Here is a 14,540-nt window from a genome sequence, read left to right as displayed (position 1 = left end):
TTCAGTCCCTCTTCGGTAGCATTAACCAAACACGGCCATTTTGCTTCATTCTGCCGGCCAATTCTCCAGCTTCGTCCCCGGTGCCCCAAAAATAATCAACTCGGACCGGGCCCACAATCGCCTTTCCCGTATCTTGGGCCATCACCAAGCGTCGAATTGGCTGATTACTCAGCGGTCGTGTGGTTTCTAAAAAAACAGGGGCGCCCAATGGAATTGCCCTAGGATCAATCGCGATACTACGTTCTGGAGTCAGGGGAACTCCCAAGGCCCCAATCGGTCCAAGATCTAGATTTGCTGAGGCAGGTAGTTCTCGAAAGAAGACAAAACGTGGATTGGCATTGAGCATCTCTTGCACCTTGCCGGGATTGCGCTTGGCCCACTCCGAAATCCCCTGCATCGTTGCTTGTGCGCGAGTAATCTCTTTACGATCCAATAGCCACTGTGCACTGGATTTAAAAGGTAAATCATTCGACCCCGCAAACCCTAATCGCATAATTTGGCCATTATCCAAACGGATTTTTCCAGACCCCTGAATCTGCATCGATGCAGCCGCTACCGGATCTTCAACCCAAGCAATTTCTGAACCCTTAAGAAGACTTGAGTTCATTAGCTCAGCTCGTGTTGGCGCAGGCGATGGTTTCGCACGAACCCAGGCTTTGGGATAGGCATACAGTGGCACGGTATACCGATCGGTACGAACCCGCGAACCCGCAATAATCGGTTCGTAATAGCCAGTGACCAAACCTTCTGACTTCCCAGAAATTTGATTGCGAACTGCGTAAGCCTTGAAATTATTCTCAAAGAATACTTTCGCATCTCTGGGTTTTTGAGCATTGGCCCGATCGCAGACCGCAAGCCAATTTACGGGCCCTGGTTTACGCTTTCGCAAAGTATTGCAACTTTGTAACCACGCTTGCCAAGCCTCACTCAAATTGTCCTCATTCCAACCGGGTATCTCAGAAAAATCCACAGGTGTTAATGCGGCTGATGAACTACTATCATCGGCGACGACCGTTTCAGTCACTTTCGGAGTGCGCGGCAAGTTACTCGGGCTACTCGCCTTAGGTGTTTGAGAAACTGGCTTGGTTGGTGGCGCCGCGCACGATGCAAGAAAGAGACTGGCCACCACAACGCAGAATACAGGCTTACAAACTACAATTGGGTATCTCGAATTCCAGAAGATCATCATGCTCGCTCAGTTATTTGATGAATATCCCATGCTCTTATTTGTGCTAGAAGCATTCCTAGCTCTGGCTATTCTATTAGCAATTGTGTTTTGGACCGGCAAAGGCCGTAGAGACTAGAAAAATTAGTCAGCCAATATTTTCGAGAGAAATTCCTTGGCCCGAGGTGATCGTGCATCGGGATTGGCAAAAAACTCATCGCATGTGCAGTCCTCCACAATTCTGCCGCGATCCATAAAGATCACACGATCGCTCACTTTCTTGGCAAAACCCATTTCATGGGTGACCACGCACATGGTCATGCCTTCCTGCGCTAACTTGACCATCACATCCAAAACCTCTCCCACCATTTCAGGGTCAAGAGCCGAGGTAGGCTCATCAAACAACATCACGATTGGATCCATGCATAAGGCACGAGCAATGGCTACGCGCTGCTGCTGACCACCTGAGAGCTGGCCCGGAAACTTATCTTGTTGTTCTAATAAACCCACACGCTCTAAATATTTAAGGCCCTGCTGTTTAGCCTCCTCTGGATTACGATTGAGTACTTTCACTTGGGCAATGGTTAAGTTCTCCATCACCGATAAATGGGGAAATAGTTCAAAGTGCTGAAACACCATACCAACACGTGCACGCAGCTTTGGCAAATTCGTATTGGGATCATGTAAGTTAATCCCATCAACCGTCAACTCACCCTCCTGAAAAGGCTCTAGAGCATTGATCGTCTTAATCAGGGTCGACTTTCCCGACCCCGACGGCCCACAAATGACCACCACCTCACCCTTGTGAATCACCGTCGAGCAATTGGTGAGCACTTGAAACTGACCGTACCATTTTGAAATATGTCGAAGCTCAATCATGGCAATCTCATTTCTTAGCGAACAATTGCAACTTTTTCCTGAATGCGCTTAACAATTCGGGATAGCGTAAAACAGATTAGAAAATACGTCACGGCTGCTAACAAATAGGTTTCAATCGGTCGTCCAAAATTTTTACCGGCAATCTCAAATCCCTTTAGAAGATCGTAAGCGCCAATGGCATACACCAAAGAGGTATCTTGAAACAGGATAATGGTTTGGGTCATAAAGACAGGGATCATATTTCGGAATGCCTGGGGCAAAACCACCAAACGCATATTTTGGGAGTAGGTCATTCCCAATGCTTGGCCAGCATATACCTGTCCCTTTGGAATCGACTGAATTCCGGCTCGCACAATCTCTGAAAAATAAGCCGCCTCAAATGCAATAAAGGTAATGATGGCTGATAAATTAACGCCAATTGGTTTGCCAATCATCAAGGGAATTAACAAGAAAAACCACAAAATGACCATGACAAGAGGAATGGATCGCATGGTGTTAACGTAAGCAGTTGCAGGCAATGCAAGCCACGGTTTTCCTGAGAGGCGCATTAAAGCCAGCACCGTCCCCAGTAGAATCCCACCAATCGTCGCAATGATGGTTAACTGAACACTAAAGATCAAGCCCTTTTGGATATAACTAGTCAATAGTTCCCAGTTATAAAAGCTCAGATCAAGGTTCATGGTCTCTCGTTTGCCTTAATGCGTAGAGGGTGGATTGGCGGCAATAAAACCAGGAACGCGCGTTTTTTTCTCAATCCAGACCATGATTCGATTGACCGAGAATGCACTCACCATATAAAGCCCCGTAACGGCTAAATAAATTTCGATACCGCGCGAGGTTTCCTCCTGAGCCTGTAAAGCAAATAAAGTGAGTTCCGGTACAGACACCGCAAACGCAACGGATGAGTTCTTCACGATATTCATACACTCTGATGTAAGTGGCGGAATGATGATTCGCATACCCATCGGTAACAACACGTAGCGATAACTTTGTGTGGTGGTCATACCCAAGGCAATCGCTGCATTTCGCTGTCCTGTTGGAAGTGACTGGATCCCCGCACGCACTTGCTCGGCAATCCGCGCCGATGTAAATAAACCCAAGGCAATACTCACCAATAAATAGGATGGGAAGTCTTTCATGATGGGGAAAAACGCCGGCACTACGTGATACCAAAGAAAAACTTGAACGAGTAATGGGATATTTCGGAAGAGCTCAACCCACGCCGTTGCCCCTGCGATGCATAGTCGATTGACAAGATGCTTAGACGGTAAGGTGCGCATCGTACCAATGACGACCCCCATCACCATTGCTAACACTAGACTAAGCCCAGCGACAGCTATGGTCCAACCCCATGCAGAGATTAGCCAATCCAAATAGGTAGGATCAGCGTTAGGATCCATCCCAAATAAAAAGGAGAAGCAGCGTGGGGCTACTTCTCCAGTCAAAGTGTCTTTACAAAAGACACTCCAATCTAAGTTCATATCAAACTGAAAGGGCCTAAATTACTTCTTCTGATAATCCTCTGCAGGCTTATCGTTTGGATTGGCCCATGCTTGTTTGGTACTTTCAGACAAAGCCAAACCAACTCGTGCATTCTTAGGGGGAATGGGTTGTAAGAACCACTTATCCCAGAGCTTGGTGAGGGTGCCATCTTTCATCATGCGCTTGAGGTTATCGTCCACTGCTTTCTTAAAGCCAGGGTCATCTTTACGCATCATGATGGCAATCGGCTCAACTGCGATGACTTCACCCACAATGCGGTAATCGCCAGGATTTTTTGCATTCGCGATATTGCCGGCCAAAATGGAGCCATCCATCACAAACGCATCAGCGCGCCCCGATTCCAACAACAGGAAACTATCGGCATGGTCTTTACCGAATACTTCTTCAAAGTTCACTCCGGTAGCCTTCTCATGCTTACGCAAGAGCTGCACTGAGGTAGTGCCTGTAGTGGTTGCTACCTTTTTACCATTGAGCTGATTTAAGGAGGTAATTCCAGAGTTGGCCTTCACCGCAATCCGAATTTCCTCAACATACGTTGTTACAGCAAAAGCCACATCCTTTTGCCGGGTTGCATTATTAGTCGTTGAGCCACACTCAATGTCAACAGTTCCATTCTGTAACAAGGGAATGCGATTCTGTGAAGTGACTGGGGTGTATTTAATATCCAGTGTCTTTAAATTCAGTTGCTTTTGTATATCGCGCAATACGGTATTGCAGATTTCTACATGGAAGCCGGCATATTTGCCATCACCCAAGGTATACGAAAGAGCGCCAGATGACTCGCGAACGCCCATAGTTACCACACCGGTTGATTTCATTTTATCGAGTGTGCTTTGCTGAGCAATCGCCACTGGCGAAATTAATAAACTACTGGCAAGCAAAGCCATACTGCCTAATACGCTAGAACACGAAAAATGCTTCATAGTTAATCCTTTAATCAATTTGGGTTTTGATTTGAATCAAGCGCTTCCATCTTAACGAGAATCCCTGCCAAAACTCCCTAATAGCCCTATTCAGTGCAAGGTTCTTGGCATCACCAGGGCAAACTCTGGAATTGTTGCCTGAAAAAACTGAGCATCCTCGGTGACGCAAAAATACTCCCCGCGCATCGTGCCGGCTGGTGTGGGCAAAGTAGCCCAACTCGTGTACTCAAAATGCTCGCCGGAGCGTAAAAGTGGCTGTTGACCAACTACCCCCAAACCCTTCACCTCCTGAACCTCCCCTTCGCCATCGGTAATCAACCAATGGCGGGCAATTAGCTGAACACTGGCCGTTCCGGTATTGCGAATGGTTACGGTATAAGCAAACGCGTATTGCTGATTATCGGGATCCGATTGCTCGGGAAGATACTGGGGGCGGACGTTAACAGTAATTTCGGGTGGATTCATGAGGAGCATTCTGCGCTATCCCAACCCCGTTCGCAAGATAGAATCTAGGTATGTACATCAAAAAAGCACTCAAATGAGCCCTAATTCCGCCGTCATTGCCCCCTCGATTCTGTCAGCCGACTTTGCCAAACTGGGCGAAGAAGTGAAGGCTGTCTTGGATGCCGGGGCCGATTGGATTCATTTTGACGTGATGGATAACCACTATGTGCCTAATTTAACGGTTGGGCCCTTGGTTTGTGAGGCAATTCGTCCGCATGCGATCAAAAACGGTAAACCAGCCATGATCGATGTCCACCTCATGATTGAGCCGGTTGATCGGATTGTCCCTGATTTTGCCAAAGCAGGAGCCAATCTGATTAGCTTTCACCCCGAGGCCAGTGCGCATGTGCATCGTACCCTCTCCCTCATTAAAGATCATGGCTGCCAGTCTGGACTCGTCCTCAATCCTGCCACCCCGCTCCATCACCTAGACCACGCTCTGGATCAAATTGATTTGGTGCTCCTGATGTCAGTCAATCCAGGCTTTGGAGGTCAATCCTTCATTCCCAGCACCCTTACTAAGATCGAACAGGTCCGTAAGATGCTCGATCACTATCAAGAAACGAGTGGTCGCGCCATTCGTCTTGAGGTGGATGGTGGGATCAAGATTGACAATATTGCTAGCGTAGCTAAGGCTGGAGCCGATACTTTTGTAGCAGGCTCGGCGATTTTCGGTAAGCCAAATTACGGTGAGGTCATTCATGCCATGCGTAACGCGATTGGGTCTTAAATCATTCAAGTAGACCTGGCATGATGAACATGACTGACTTACACGAATTCGCGAAACAGGGTTACAACCGCATAGCTCTGGTTGCGGAGTCGCTTGCCGATCTCGAGACCCCGCTGTCGCTCTATTTGAAGCTGACCCAGAAGTCCGGCCAAAAAAATACCTTTCTCTTGGAGTCCGTTTATGGGGGCGAGCGCTTTGGGCGCTATTCCATTATTGGCCTACCAGCGCGCACTATTTTTAAAACCGTTGGCACACCAAGCAACCCAATCAATGAGATCGTGCACGATGGTACGGTCATTGAGCGCAATCACGAGAACCCACTTGACTTCATTGATACCTATCTCAAACGCTTTAAGGTAGCCCCTCAAGCGAACTTGCCGCGCTTTTGTGGTGGCTTGGCCGGTTACTTCGCCTACGACACAGTTCGCTATATTGAAAAGCGACTTGCGGTTCACTCCTTACCCGATGAAATCGGTGTACCTGATATTCAGCTGATGCTCACCGAGGAATTGGCTGTGGTTGACAATGTCGCAGGCAAGATCTACTTCATTGTGTATGTAGATCCCAATGACTCCAACGCTTATGAGAGCGGCACTAAACGGCTGCAAAGCTTGCAAGCAATGCTTACAGTCCCGATCCAGATACCCGAAGAACAAGCATCCAAGCCACGCCCCGAACTTATTCGCAAATTCAAGGCGAGCGATTTTGAAGATGCAGTGCGTCGCACCAAGGACTATATCCTCGCAGGTGATTGCATGCAGGTGGTCATTGGCCAGCGCATCAGCCGAACCTTCACTGAACCACCATTGCAACTCTATCGCGCATTACGCTCACTCAACCCCTCCCCTTATATGTATTTCTATGACTTTGGGGATTTGCAAATTGTGGGCTCATCCCCTGAAATCTTAGTGCGCCAAGAAAAACGTGAGGGCCGTAAGATGGTCACCATTCGGCCACTGGCCGGAACCCGTCGCCGCGGTGCGACGCCCGAAGAAGATGCACAACTTGCCAAAGAGTTGTTGGCCGATCCCAAAGAAATCGCTGAGCATGTGATGTTGATTGATCTAGCTCGTAATGATGTTGGGCGCATCGCTAAGACCGGAAGTGTCAAGGTCACCGATTCGATGGTGATTGAAAAGTATTCCCACGTGCAACATATCGTTAGCTCAGTCGAAGGCGAACTCAAGGACAATATGAGCAATATGGATGTCTTACGCGCCACCTTCCCTGCCGGCACCCTATCCGGTGCTCCCAAAATTCGGGCGATGGAAATTATTGATGAAATGGAAATTACCAAACGTGGCATCTATGGCGGTGCTGCCGGTTATCTCTCCTTCTCAGGCGATATGGATGTGGCGATTGTGATCCGCACCGGCGTGATTAAAGACGGCATGCTGCACTCGCAAGCGGGCGCAGGTGTCGTGGCCGATTCGGATCCCATCTCCGAATGGAAAGAGACCGAAGCGAAAGCAAAAGCGGTATTAGCAGCCGCTGAATTAACCGAATCCTCTAAAGGAGCATAACGATGCTCTTAATGATCGATAACTACGACTCCTTTACCTATAACTTGGTGCAATACTTTGCTGAGCTTGGCGAAGACGTGAAAGTTGTCCGTAATGATGAAATCAGTGTTGCAGATATTGCCAAAATCAATCCAGATCGGATTTGCATTTCCCCAGGACCATGCAGCCCAAAGGAAGCAGGGATCTCGGTTGATACCATCAAGACCTATGCGGGCAAGATTCCGATTCTGGGCGTCTGCCTTGGGCATCAAGCGATTGGTGAGGCTTTTGGAGGCGAGGTGATCCGCGCTAAGAAAGTGATGCACGGCAAAACCGATGAGATCACCCATACGGACGAAGGCGTCTTTAAACATCTCCCGAAATCATTTCGGGTGACGCGCTACCACTCGCTCGCCATTAATCGAGAGAATCTACCTGGTTGCTTAACCATCACCGCACAAACTGCCGATGGTGAAATCATGGGCGTGCGTCATAAGGAGTTATGCGTGGAGGGTGTTCAATTTCATCCGGAGTCAATTCTCTCTGAGAACGGTCACGCTCTCCTGAAAAACTTTTTAGCGATGAAGTAAGAAATGGCCATGACCCCATCCCAAACGCTTCAACACTTGATTGACGGGAAAGAGTTACCCGAAGCTGAAATGGTACAGATCATGCGCGCCATTATGGGTGGTGAACTGCCAGGCCCGATGGTGGCTGCCCTTTTGGTTGCCCTTCGCAGCAAAAAAGAAACGCCCACTGAAATTGCTGCGGCTGCGACCGTAATGCGGGACTTTGCCACTGCAGTAGATGTCAAAGACAAGACCCATCTGGTTGATGTGGTCGGTACCGGTGGTGATGGTGCTCATACCTTTAATATCTCGACGGCATCCATGTTTGTTGCATCTGCGGCAGGTGCCAAGATTGCGAAGCATGGCAACCGCAGTGTCAGTAGCAAATCAGGAAGCGCCGATGTTTTGGAGGCGCTTGGGGTCAAACTAAATCTGAGTGCTGCGGCGGTGAGTCAATGTATTGAGCAACTTGGTATTGGCTTTATGTTTGCCCCTAACCATCACCCTGCCATGAAAAACGTGGTTCCGGTCCGCAAGGACCTGGGGGTGCGCACCATCTTTAATATTTTGGGGCCCCTCACCAATCCCGCCAAAGCACCCAATATTCTGATGGGCGTATTTCATCCGGAGCTAGTGGCTACTCAAGCAAAAGTCTTGCAACTGATGGGGGCTGAGCATGCCTTAGTGGTCCACGGCAACGATGGTTTAGATGAAATCACGCTCTCGGGCCCCACCATGGTCGCTGAACTGCGCAACGGGCAAATCAATGAGTATGAGATTACGCCCAGTGACTTTGGGATCGCTATTACCTCAATGGAAACTCTGAAGGTCGCCGATGCGCAAGAATCTAAAGCCATCATTTTGAACCTCATGAACAATCAATCGGGGCCTGCGCGTGATGTTGTGTGCCTCAATGCAGGCGCCACCCTCTATGCTGCTAATGTCTCTCCATCGATTGCCGAGGGCATTGCGCTGGCTAACAGCACAATTGCTTCGGGTAAGGCTAAACAGAAACTCGAAGCATTTGTTACCTTAACGCAAAGTCTTGCCTCATGAGCGATATTCTGAGTCGTATTCTGGAGACGAAGCGACATGAGATTGTGGCAGCACAACGCTTGATCTCGAGTGGAGAAATATTAAAAAAGGCCCTCCAAGCCAATTCCGATCCAAATACGAAGGTGCGTGGCTTTGCCCAAGCATTAATGGGCTCCGTTAGTAATCACAAACCGGGCATCATTGCTGAAATCAAAAAAGCGAGTCCTAGTAAGGGGATACTTCGTGAGCACTTTGTGCCACATGATATTGCCCAAAGCTATGCCGCGCATGGCGCGACCTGCTTATCAGTTCTCACCGATCGGGATTACTTCATGGGTTCACCACAATATCTCAAAGAAGCCCGAGCTGCATGCTCTTTGCCAGTGATTCGTAAGGACTTCATCATTGACCCTTATCAGGTCTATGAAGCACGCGCGATGGGTGCTGATGCAATACTTTTAATTGTCGCGGCACTTGAGTTATCGCAAATGCAAGAGCTCGAAGCATGTGCGATCGAGAACCGGCTCGATGTACTGGTGGAAGTTCATGATGGCGCGGAATTAGAAGCGGCTCTTGAACTTCAAACACCTCTACTGGGCATCAATAACCGTAATCTCAAGACCTTTGAGGTGAGCTTACAAACCACCCTCGATCTACTACCAGCCATTCCCAAAAACAAACTCGTCATTACAGAGTCCGGGATTCTTAATGCCAACGATGTCAAGCGGATGCAAGAAGCTGGGGTCAATGCATTTTTAATTGGTGAAGCCTTTATGCGCGCTGAGCACCCGGGCAAGGCACTCGCAGCATTATTTGCTTGACTTAGACGTTAAATAAAAAGTTCAAGACATCGCCATCCTTGACGATGTATTCCTTACCTTCGGCACGCATCTTGCCTGCTTCCTTCGCACCCTGCTCACCTTTGTATTGAATGTAATCATCGTAAGCAATCGTTTGTGCTCGAATAAAGCCGCGCTCGAAATCCGTATGAATCACTCCTGCAGCCTGGGGCGCGGTGTCGCCAATATGAATCGTCCAAGCACGCACCTCTTTCACACCAGCTGTGAAGTAGGTTTGTAAGCCCAATAAGCTATAGCCCGCCCGAATCACCCGATTTAGCCCTGGCTCACTCATTCCAAGATCAGCCAAGAACTCGGCCTTATCGGCATCCTCTAAATCAGCAATCTCAGCTTCAATGGCTGCGCATACCGCAACGACCGGGGCATTCTCTTTGGCAGCATGCTGCTTGACCGCCTCAAGATGGGGGTTGTTCTCAAACCCATCTTCTTTTACGTTCGCCACATACATCGCTGGTTTTGCCGTAATTAAACAAAAGGGCTTAAGCAGGACCAACTCTTCCTTACTGAGACTCATGGCGCGTACCGGCAAGGCTTGATCCAGTTGTGCCTGAACCTTGGTGAGCACCGCAACCAAGGCTGCTGCCTCTTTATCGTTCCCCGATTTAGCCGCCTTCGAGTATCGCTGCAGGGCTTTCTCAACCGTACCTAAATCAGCTAAAGCGAGTTCAGTATCAATCACCCCAATATCCGCAATCGGGTCGACCTTACCACTGACATGGACCACATTAGCATCTTCAAAGCAACGCACGACGTGGGTAATCGCGTCGGTCTCCCGAATATTGGCCAAAAATTGATTTCCAAGCCCCTCGCCTTTGGAGGCGCCGGCTACCAATCCAGCAATATCGACAAACTCGACCGTAGCGGGCACGATTCGCTCAGGACTCACAATCTGCGCTAAGGCAACCAAACGGGGATCCGGGACCTCGACCATGCCCACATTGGGCTCAATCGTACAAAACGGATAATTTTCGGCTGCAATACCTGCCTTAGTGAGGGCATTAAACAGGGTGGATTTACCTACATTCGGTAGGCCAACGATTCCGCATTTGAGTGACATGCCCCCATTGTAAATGCGCTTGATTCGCTATCATCTTGGTATGCGTTCCCAAAGCACCTCCAATTCTGCCCATCACACCAATACCCAATACGACTTTGCGGTCGTTGGGGGCGGCATTGTGGGTAAGGCAAGCGCACTTGCCATGGCGCAACTGGGCTACTCGGTAATTCAAATTGCACCCGATTTGCATCAGACAATTGCGCTTGAGCCTTCCTTTGGGCAGAGAATCTATGCCCTCTCACCGAGCACCAAACGTCTTTTATCCGAACTAAACATTTGGGATGGCTTAGACCAGAATCGCATTCAAGCAGTGCGCGATATGCGAATCTATGGTGATCGTGGGCAACAGCATGATCAACTGCATTTCTCGGCCTTTGAAGCCGGTCGACCGGAACTTGCCTGGATTGCTGAATCTGATTTGATTGAAGCCACGCTAACCCAAGCGATGCGGTTCAGCAAGAACCTGCAAAGCATCGAGGCTAGCGTTGACGAGGTTCGGTTTGAGCCCAATGCATCACCAAAGCTTTCATTGAGTAATGGTCAAACCATGCAAGCCAAACTGGTGATCGCAGCCGATGGTGCGAACTCCCCTCTACGTCAGTCAGTTGGAATTGAAATCGATCAACATTCTTATGATCAGCATGCAGTGGTTGCCAACTTTACCTGCTCGATTGCCCATCGTGAGACCGCCTACCAATGGTTCTTACCCAGTGGCGACATCCTAGCCATGCTTCCATTACCGCAGCAACAGGTTTCGATGGTGTGGTCAACACAAAACGAGAATGCCAAGCATTTACTGCAACTGGATAGCCAGGCATGGTCAAACCAATTTGGTCAAGAAGTTCATGATCAACTCGGTGAGCTACAACTGCAATCCACACCAGCAAGCTTTCCTCTGCGACGCATCAAGGCGCATCGCCTGATTGGCCCAGACTACGATCCTAAATTAATCTTGGTTGGTGATTCTGCGCACGTCATGCACCCACTAGCCGGTCAGGGGCTCAATCTGGGCTTACGGGATGTGGCAAGTCTGCTCCACATCATAAAGAACAAAGAGTCCTATCGCGAAGTGGATGATCGCATTCTGCTGCGTCGCTATGAGCGCGAGCGTGAAGGGGACACCACCTCACTTTTATGGCTAACTGATCGCTTAAAGAGACTATTTGCGGCACAAAGCCCGATTGAAAAAGGCTTACGCAACTGGGGTTTAGGTATGGTTAATCGAAGTCATATGATTAAGCGCCAACTGATTGAGCGCGCACTAGGAGAACAGTTGCATGGGTAGATTGATTCAGTATTTAGGTCTGGCGATCGTCTTGGTCGGCTTTTTTGGTTCGGTCGATGCCATGTCAGAAAGACAAGTTCGTGCCGAGTTGCAAAAACGCCTAGGCACCTCGGCGAATGTGCGTAACATTACGCCATCGCCTATTCCAGGCTTATTTGAGGTCCAGATCAATCAAGAGATTTTCTATACCGATAGCAATGCCAAGTATTTGATACAAGGGGAGATGATTGAGCTTGCATCGGGCACCAACTTAACCGCCAAGCGTCAAGAGGATATCAATCGAATCAAGTGGTCAGAGCTCCCGCAAGCCAACGCAATCAAAATCGTACGCGGTAATGGTAGCCGCCAAATTGCCGTGTTCTCTGATCCCAATTGTGGTTATTGCAAACGTTTAGAAAAAACTCTGCAACAACTTGATAACGTCACCGTCTACAACTACCTGATTCCCATCTTATCGGCTGACTCGGCCCTGAAGTCTAAACAGATTTGGTGCGCCTCCGATCCACAAAAAGCGTGGAACGATTGGATGCTGAGTAACATCACACCCAGCGGCAAATCGGATTGCGCCAATCCAATTGATAAAAACATGGCTATTGCCAAGACCTATGGAATCAATGGCACACCCACCATTTTCTTTACCGATGGCAGTCGCTTTCCAGGAGCTGTGCAGCTCTCTGATATCGAGAAGAAGCTCGCCTCTTTGAAATAATTCATGATGGCTTTTGATTCCACACCTGCAGTTCAGTACACGGTATGGCCTGATGATCTACATGGTCATCGCTTTACCGTTTCGCTCGTGATTCACCATCCAAATCCTCAAGGGCAAGTTGTGCATATGCCCGCATGGATTCCAGGTAGTTATTTAATTCGGGACTTTAGTAAGCATATTGAGTCCATCACCGCCTTTACTCTCCCCAGAAATCAGACCGAGGTAAAGAAAAAAATTACCTTGGAACGTCTGGACAATGATCGCTGGCGTATCCCCAAAGGAACTGGATCTTGCGAGATTGTCGCTACAGTATATGCCTTTGATCAATCGGTACGCACGGCTTATCTCGATCAAGAACGAGGTTTCTTTAACCCCACTAGTCTATGTCTCGCCGTTGAGGGTCAGGCCCACTTACCCTGTTCACTCGCTATTGCACCACCACGTGATCAGACCAACAAGCAATGGCAAGTGCAAACCACATTACGTCAGGTCAAGACCGATGCAAGCAGTTTTGGATTTTATATGGCCAAAGACTATGCAGATCTGATTGATCATCCGGTCGCGCTCGGACAGTTCGAGACGATTGAGTGGCAATCCTTTGGCACCCCTCACCGCATGGTCATTCAAGGGCTAACAAGTGAGCAATCCGAACTACTTGATAAAAAACAGCTTGCTGATGATCTCCAACGGATCTGTGATGCCACGATTCGCTTATTTGAGCCACGCAAACCTAAAGCCCCCTTCAAACAATACCTATTCATCGTCAATGCGGCTCTCGATGGCTATGGTGGACTTGAGCATCGCGACAGCACGGCGCTCTTGTGTAAACGTGATCAATTACCCTACGGCGATCATAGTTCTCAAAGGCCTAAAAAATCCTATGAAGAGTTTTTAGGACTCTGTAGTCATGAGTATTTCCATGCCTGGCTCGTCAAACGAATTCAGGCGAAGGCCTTTCAACCCTATCGCTTAAATGAACGCAACCACACCCGACTGTTGTGGCTCTTTGAAGGATTTACCAGTTACTACGATGAGCTACAACTCATACGTAGTGGGTGCATCAAGATGGAGCGCTACTTGGAGCTAGTGGCCAATAATTGGAATGGAGTATTGCGCAATCCTGGTAGAACCAAACAAAGCGTAGCCGATAGCTCCTTTGATGCTTGGACCAAGTATTACCAGATGGATGAGAACACTCCCAATGCAGTAGTGAGTTATTACGCCAAGGGATCATTGATTGCTTTGGGTCTGGACCTACAAATTCGGCAATACTCAAGCAATCGGCAATCGCTGGATGATGTCATGCGCTTTTTATGGAAAGAACATGGCAAAACTGGAATTGGGATTAATCAATACGCACTGGATCTGGCTATTAACTCAACGATTGGGATTGGCTTTAATAAAACGTGGCAGCGCCTTAAGCGCGACTATATTGATGGCACACAGGACCTTCCCTTGCAGATTTGGTTACCTCAGATTGCCAATATCGAAGTCGCTCAAAAGCAAGCGAACTTTACTGAATCCATCAAACTAGCGCTTGGGATGCGCTATACCGATAGTGCCGGCTGGATCAAGGTAACGCATGTGCTTGATGGTGGCATTGCCCAGCAAGCAGGGCTGGCCCCAAACGATCTAATTGGCAGCATCAATCAGCAACGGATCACCACCACAAGGATTGATCAGGTACTCGGAAGTCTTGTGAACAGCAAGAAAATCACTCTCCATTACTTCCGACAAGATAAAGAGCATCAAGCAAGCATTACCTTAAAGCTCGACTGTCCAGCTCAATATGAGCTCAAGCAATCTAAAAAGTAGTCTT

Annotated in this window: 15 protein-coding genes; 8 read left to right on the top strand and 7 right to left on the bottom strand. The window is 48.6% G+C overall.

Annotated elements, in window-relative coordinates:
* Position 1 precedes the first annotated feature (1 nt).
* The 6 genes from mltA to apaG form a co-directional block, all read right to left on the bottom strand.
* On the bottom strand, positions 2-1,189 hold the full coding sequence (gene mltA, locus QUE61_RS00765) for a murein transglycosylase A (RefSeq protein ID WP_286307076.1): 1,188 nt from the start codon (positions 1,187-1,189) through the stop codon (positions 2-4).
* Positions 1,190-1,309: 120 nt separating this feature from the next.
* Entirely contained in the window at positions 1,310-2,044 is a 735-nt protein-coding gene (locus QUE61_RS00760) for an amino acid ABC transporter ATP-binding protein (protein WP_286307075.1), read from the bottom strand.
* Between the two features lie 14 nt (positions 2,045-2,058).
* Positions 2,059-2,724, bottom strand: a complete 666-nt coding sequence (locus QUE61_RS00755) for an amino acid ABC transporter permease (RefSeq protein WP_286307074.1) — start codon at positions 2,722-2,724, stop codon at positions 2,059-2,061.
* A 15-nt stretch (positions 2,725-2,739) separates the two neighbouring features.
* Positions 2,740-3,525 carry an amino acid ABC transporter permease gene (locus QUE61_RS00750; protein ID WP_286307073.1) on the bottom strand — a complete coding sequence of 262 codons (786 nt, stop codon included), beginning with the start codon at positions 3,523-3,525 and terminating at the stop codon, positions 2,740-2,742.
* 21 nt (positions 3,526-3,546) lie between these two features.
* Entirely contained in the window at positions 3,547-4,434 is an 888-nt protein-coding gene (locus QUE61_RS00745) for an amino acid ABC transporter substrate-binding protein (RefSeq protein WP_286308217.1), read from the bottom strand.
* A gap of 126 nt (positions 4,435-4,560) precedes the next feature.
* On the bottom strand, positions 4,561-4,935 hold the full coding sequence (gene apaG, locus QUE61_RS00740; RefSeq protein ID WP_108509272.1) for a Co2+/Mg2+ efflux protein ApaG: 375 nt from the start codon (positions 4,933-4,935) through the stop codon (positions 4,561-4,563).
* Positions 4,936-5,008: 73 nt separating this feature from the next.
* On the opposite strand from apaG, the gene rpe reads away from it, so the two are divergent.
* From rpe to trpC, 5 genes are read left to right on the top strand one after another with little or no spacing between them, the layout of a single operon-like run.
* Entirely contained in the window at positions 5,009-5,704 is a 696-nt protein-coding gene (rpe, locus tag QUE61_RS00735) for a ribulose-phosphate 3-epimerase (RefSeq protein ID WP_286307072.1), read from the top strand.
* Between the two features lie 29 nt (positions 5,705-5,733).
* Positions 5,734-7,227 (top strand): anthranilate synthase component I, encoded by a 1,494-nt coding sequence (gene trpE, locus QUE61_RS00730; protein ID WP_286308215.1) that lies wholly within the window; start codon positions 5,734-5,736, stop codon positions 7,225-7,227.
* A gap of 2 nt (positions 7,228-7,229) precedes the next feature.
* A complete protein-coding gene (locus QUE61_RS00725; protein WP_286307071.1) occupies positions 7,230-7,796 on the top strand; it encodes an anthranilate synthase component II in 567 nt (188 codons plus the stop codon).
* A 3-nt stretch (positions 7,797-7,799) separates the two neighbouring features.
* The gene (gene trpD, locus QUE61_RS00720; protein WP_286307070.1) at positions 7,800-8,831 is read left to right on the top strand and encodes an anthranilate phosphoribosyltransferase; all 1,032 of its coding nucleotides are present in this window, start codon (positions 7,800-7,802) and stop codon (positions 8,829-8,831) included.
* Positions 8,828-9,631, top strand: a complete 804-nt coding sequence (gene trpC / locus QUE61_RS00715; RefSeq protein WP_286307069.1) for an indole-3-glycerol phosphate synthase TrpC — start codon at positions 8,828-8,830, stop codon at positions 9,629-9,631. The genes trpD and trpC overlap by 4 nt, the downstream gene beginning before the upstream one ends.
* 1 nt (position 9,632) lies before the next feature.
* Here trpC and ychF read toward each other — a convergent pair whose 3' ends face one another.
* The gene (gene ychF, locus QUE61_RS00710; protein ID WP_286307068.1) at positions 9,633-10,727 is read right to left on the bottom strand and encodes a redox-regulated ATPase YchF; all 1,095 of its coding nucleotides are present in this window, start codon (positions 10,725-10,727) and stop codon (positions 9,633-9,635) included.
* A 40-nt stretch (positions 10,728-10,767) separates the two neighbouring features.
* Between ychF and QUE61_RS00705 the strand changes: the two genes are divergently transcribed.
* From QUE61_RS00705 to QUE61_RS00695, 3 genes are read left to right on the top strand one after another with little or no spacing between them, the layout of a single operon-like run.
* Positions 10,768-12,012, top strand: coding sequence for an FAD-dependent monooxygenase (locus tag QUE61_RS00705; RefSeq protein ID WP_286307067.1), 1,245 nt, complete (start codon positions 10,768-10,770; stop codon positions 12,010-12,012).
* Positions 12,005-12,721 carry a DsbC family protein gene (locus tag QUE61_RS00700; protein ID WP_286307066.1) on the top strand — a complete coding sequence of 239 codons (717 nt, stop codon included), beginning with the start codon at positions 12,005-12,007 and terminating at the stop codon, positions 12,719-12,721. Before QUE61_RS00705 ends, QUE61_RS00700 begins: the two co-directional genes overlap by 8 nt.
* Positions 12,722-12,724: 3 nt before the next feature.
* On the top strand, positions 12,725-14,536 hold the full coding sequence (locus QUE61_RS00695; protein WP_286307065.1) for a M61 family metallopeptidase: 1,812 nt from the start codon (positions 12,725-12,727) through the stop codon (positions 14,534-14,536).
* Positions 14,537-14,540 lie beyond the last annotated feature (4 nt).

The sequence above is a fragment of the Polynucleobacter sp. HIN5 genome (genome assembly GCF_030297555.1).
Lineage (GTDB): Bacteria > Pseudomonadota > Gammaproteobacteria > Burkholderiales > Burkholderiaceae > Polynucleobacter.
The sequence above is the reverse complement of the archived record's forward strand: the minus strand, read 5'-3'. Positions and strand labels throughout refer to the sequence as shown.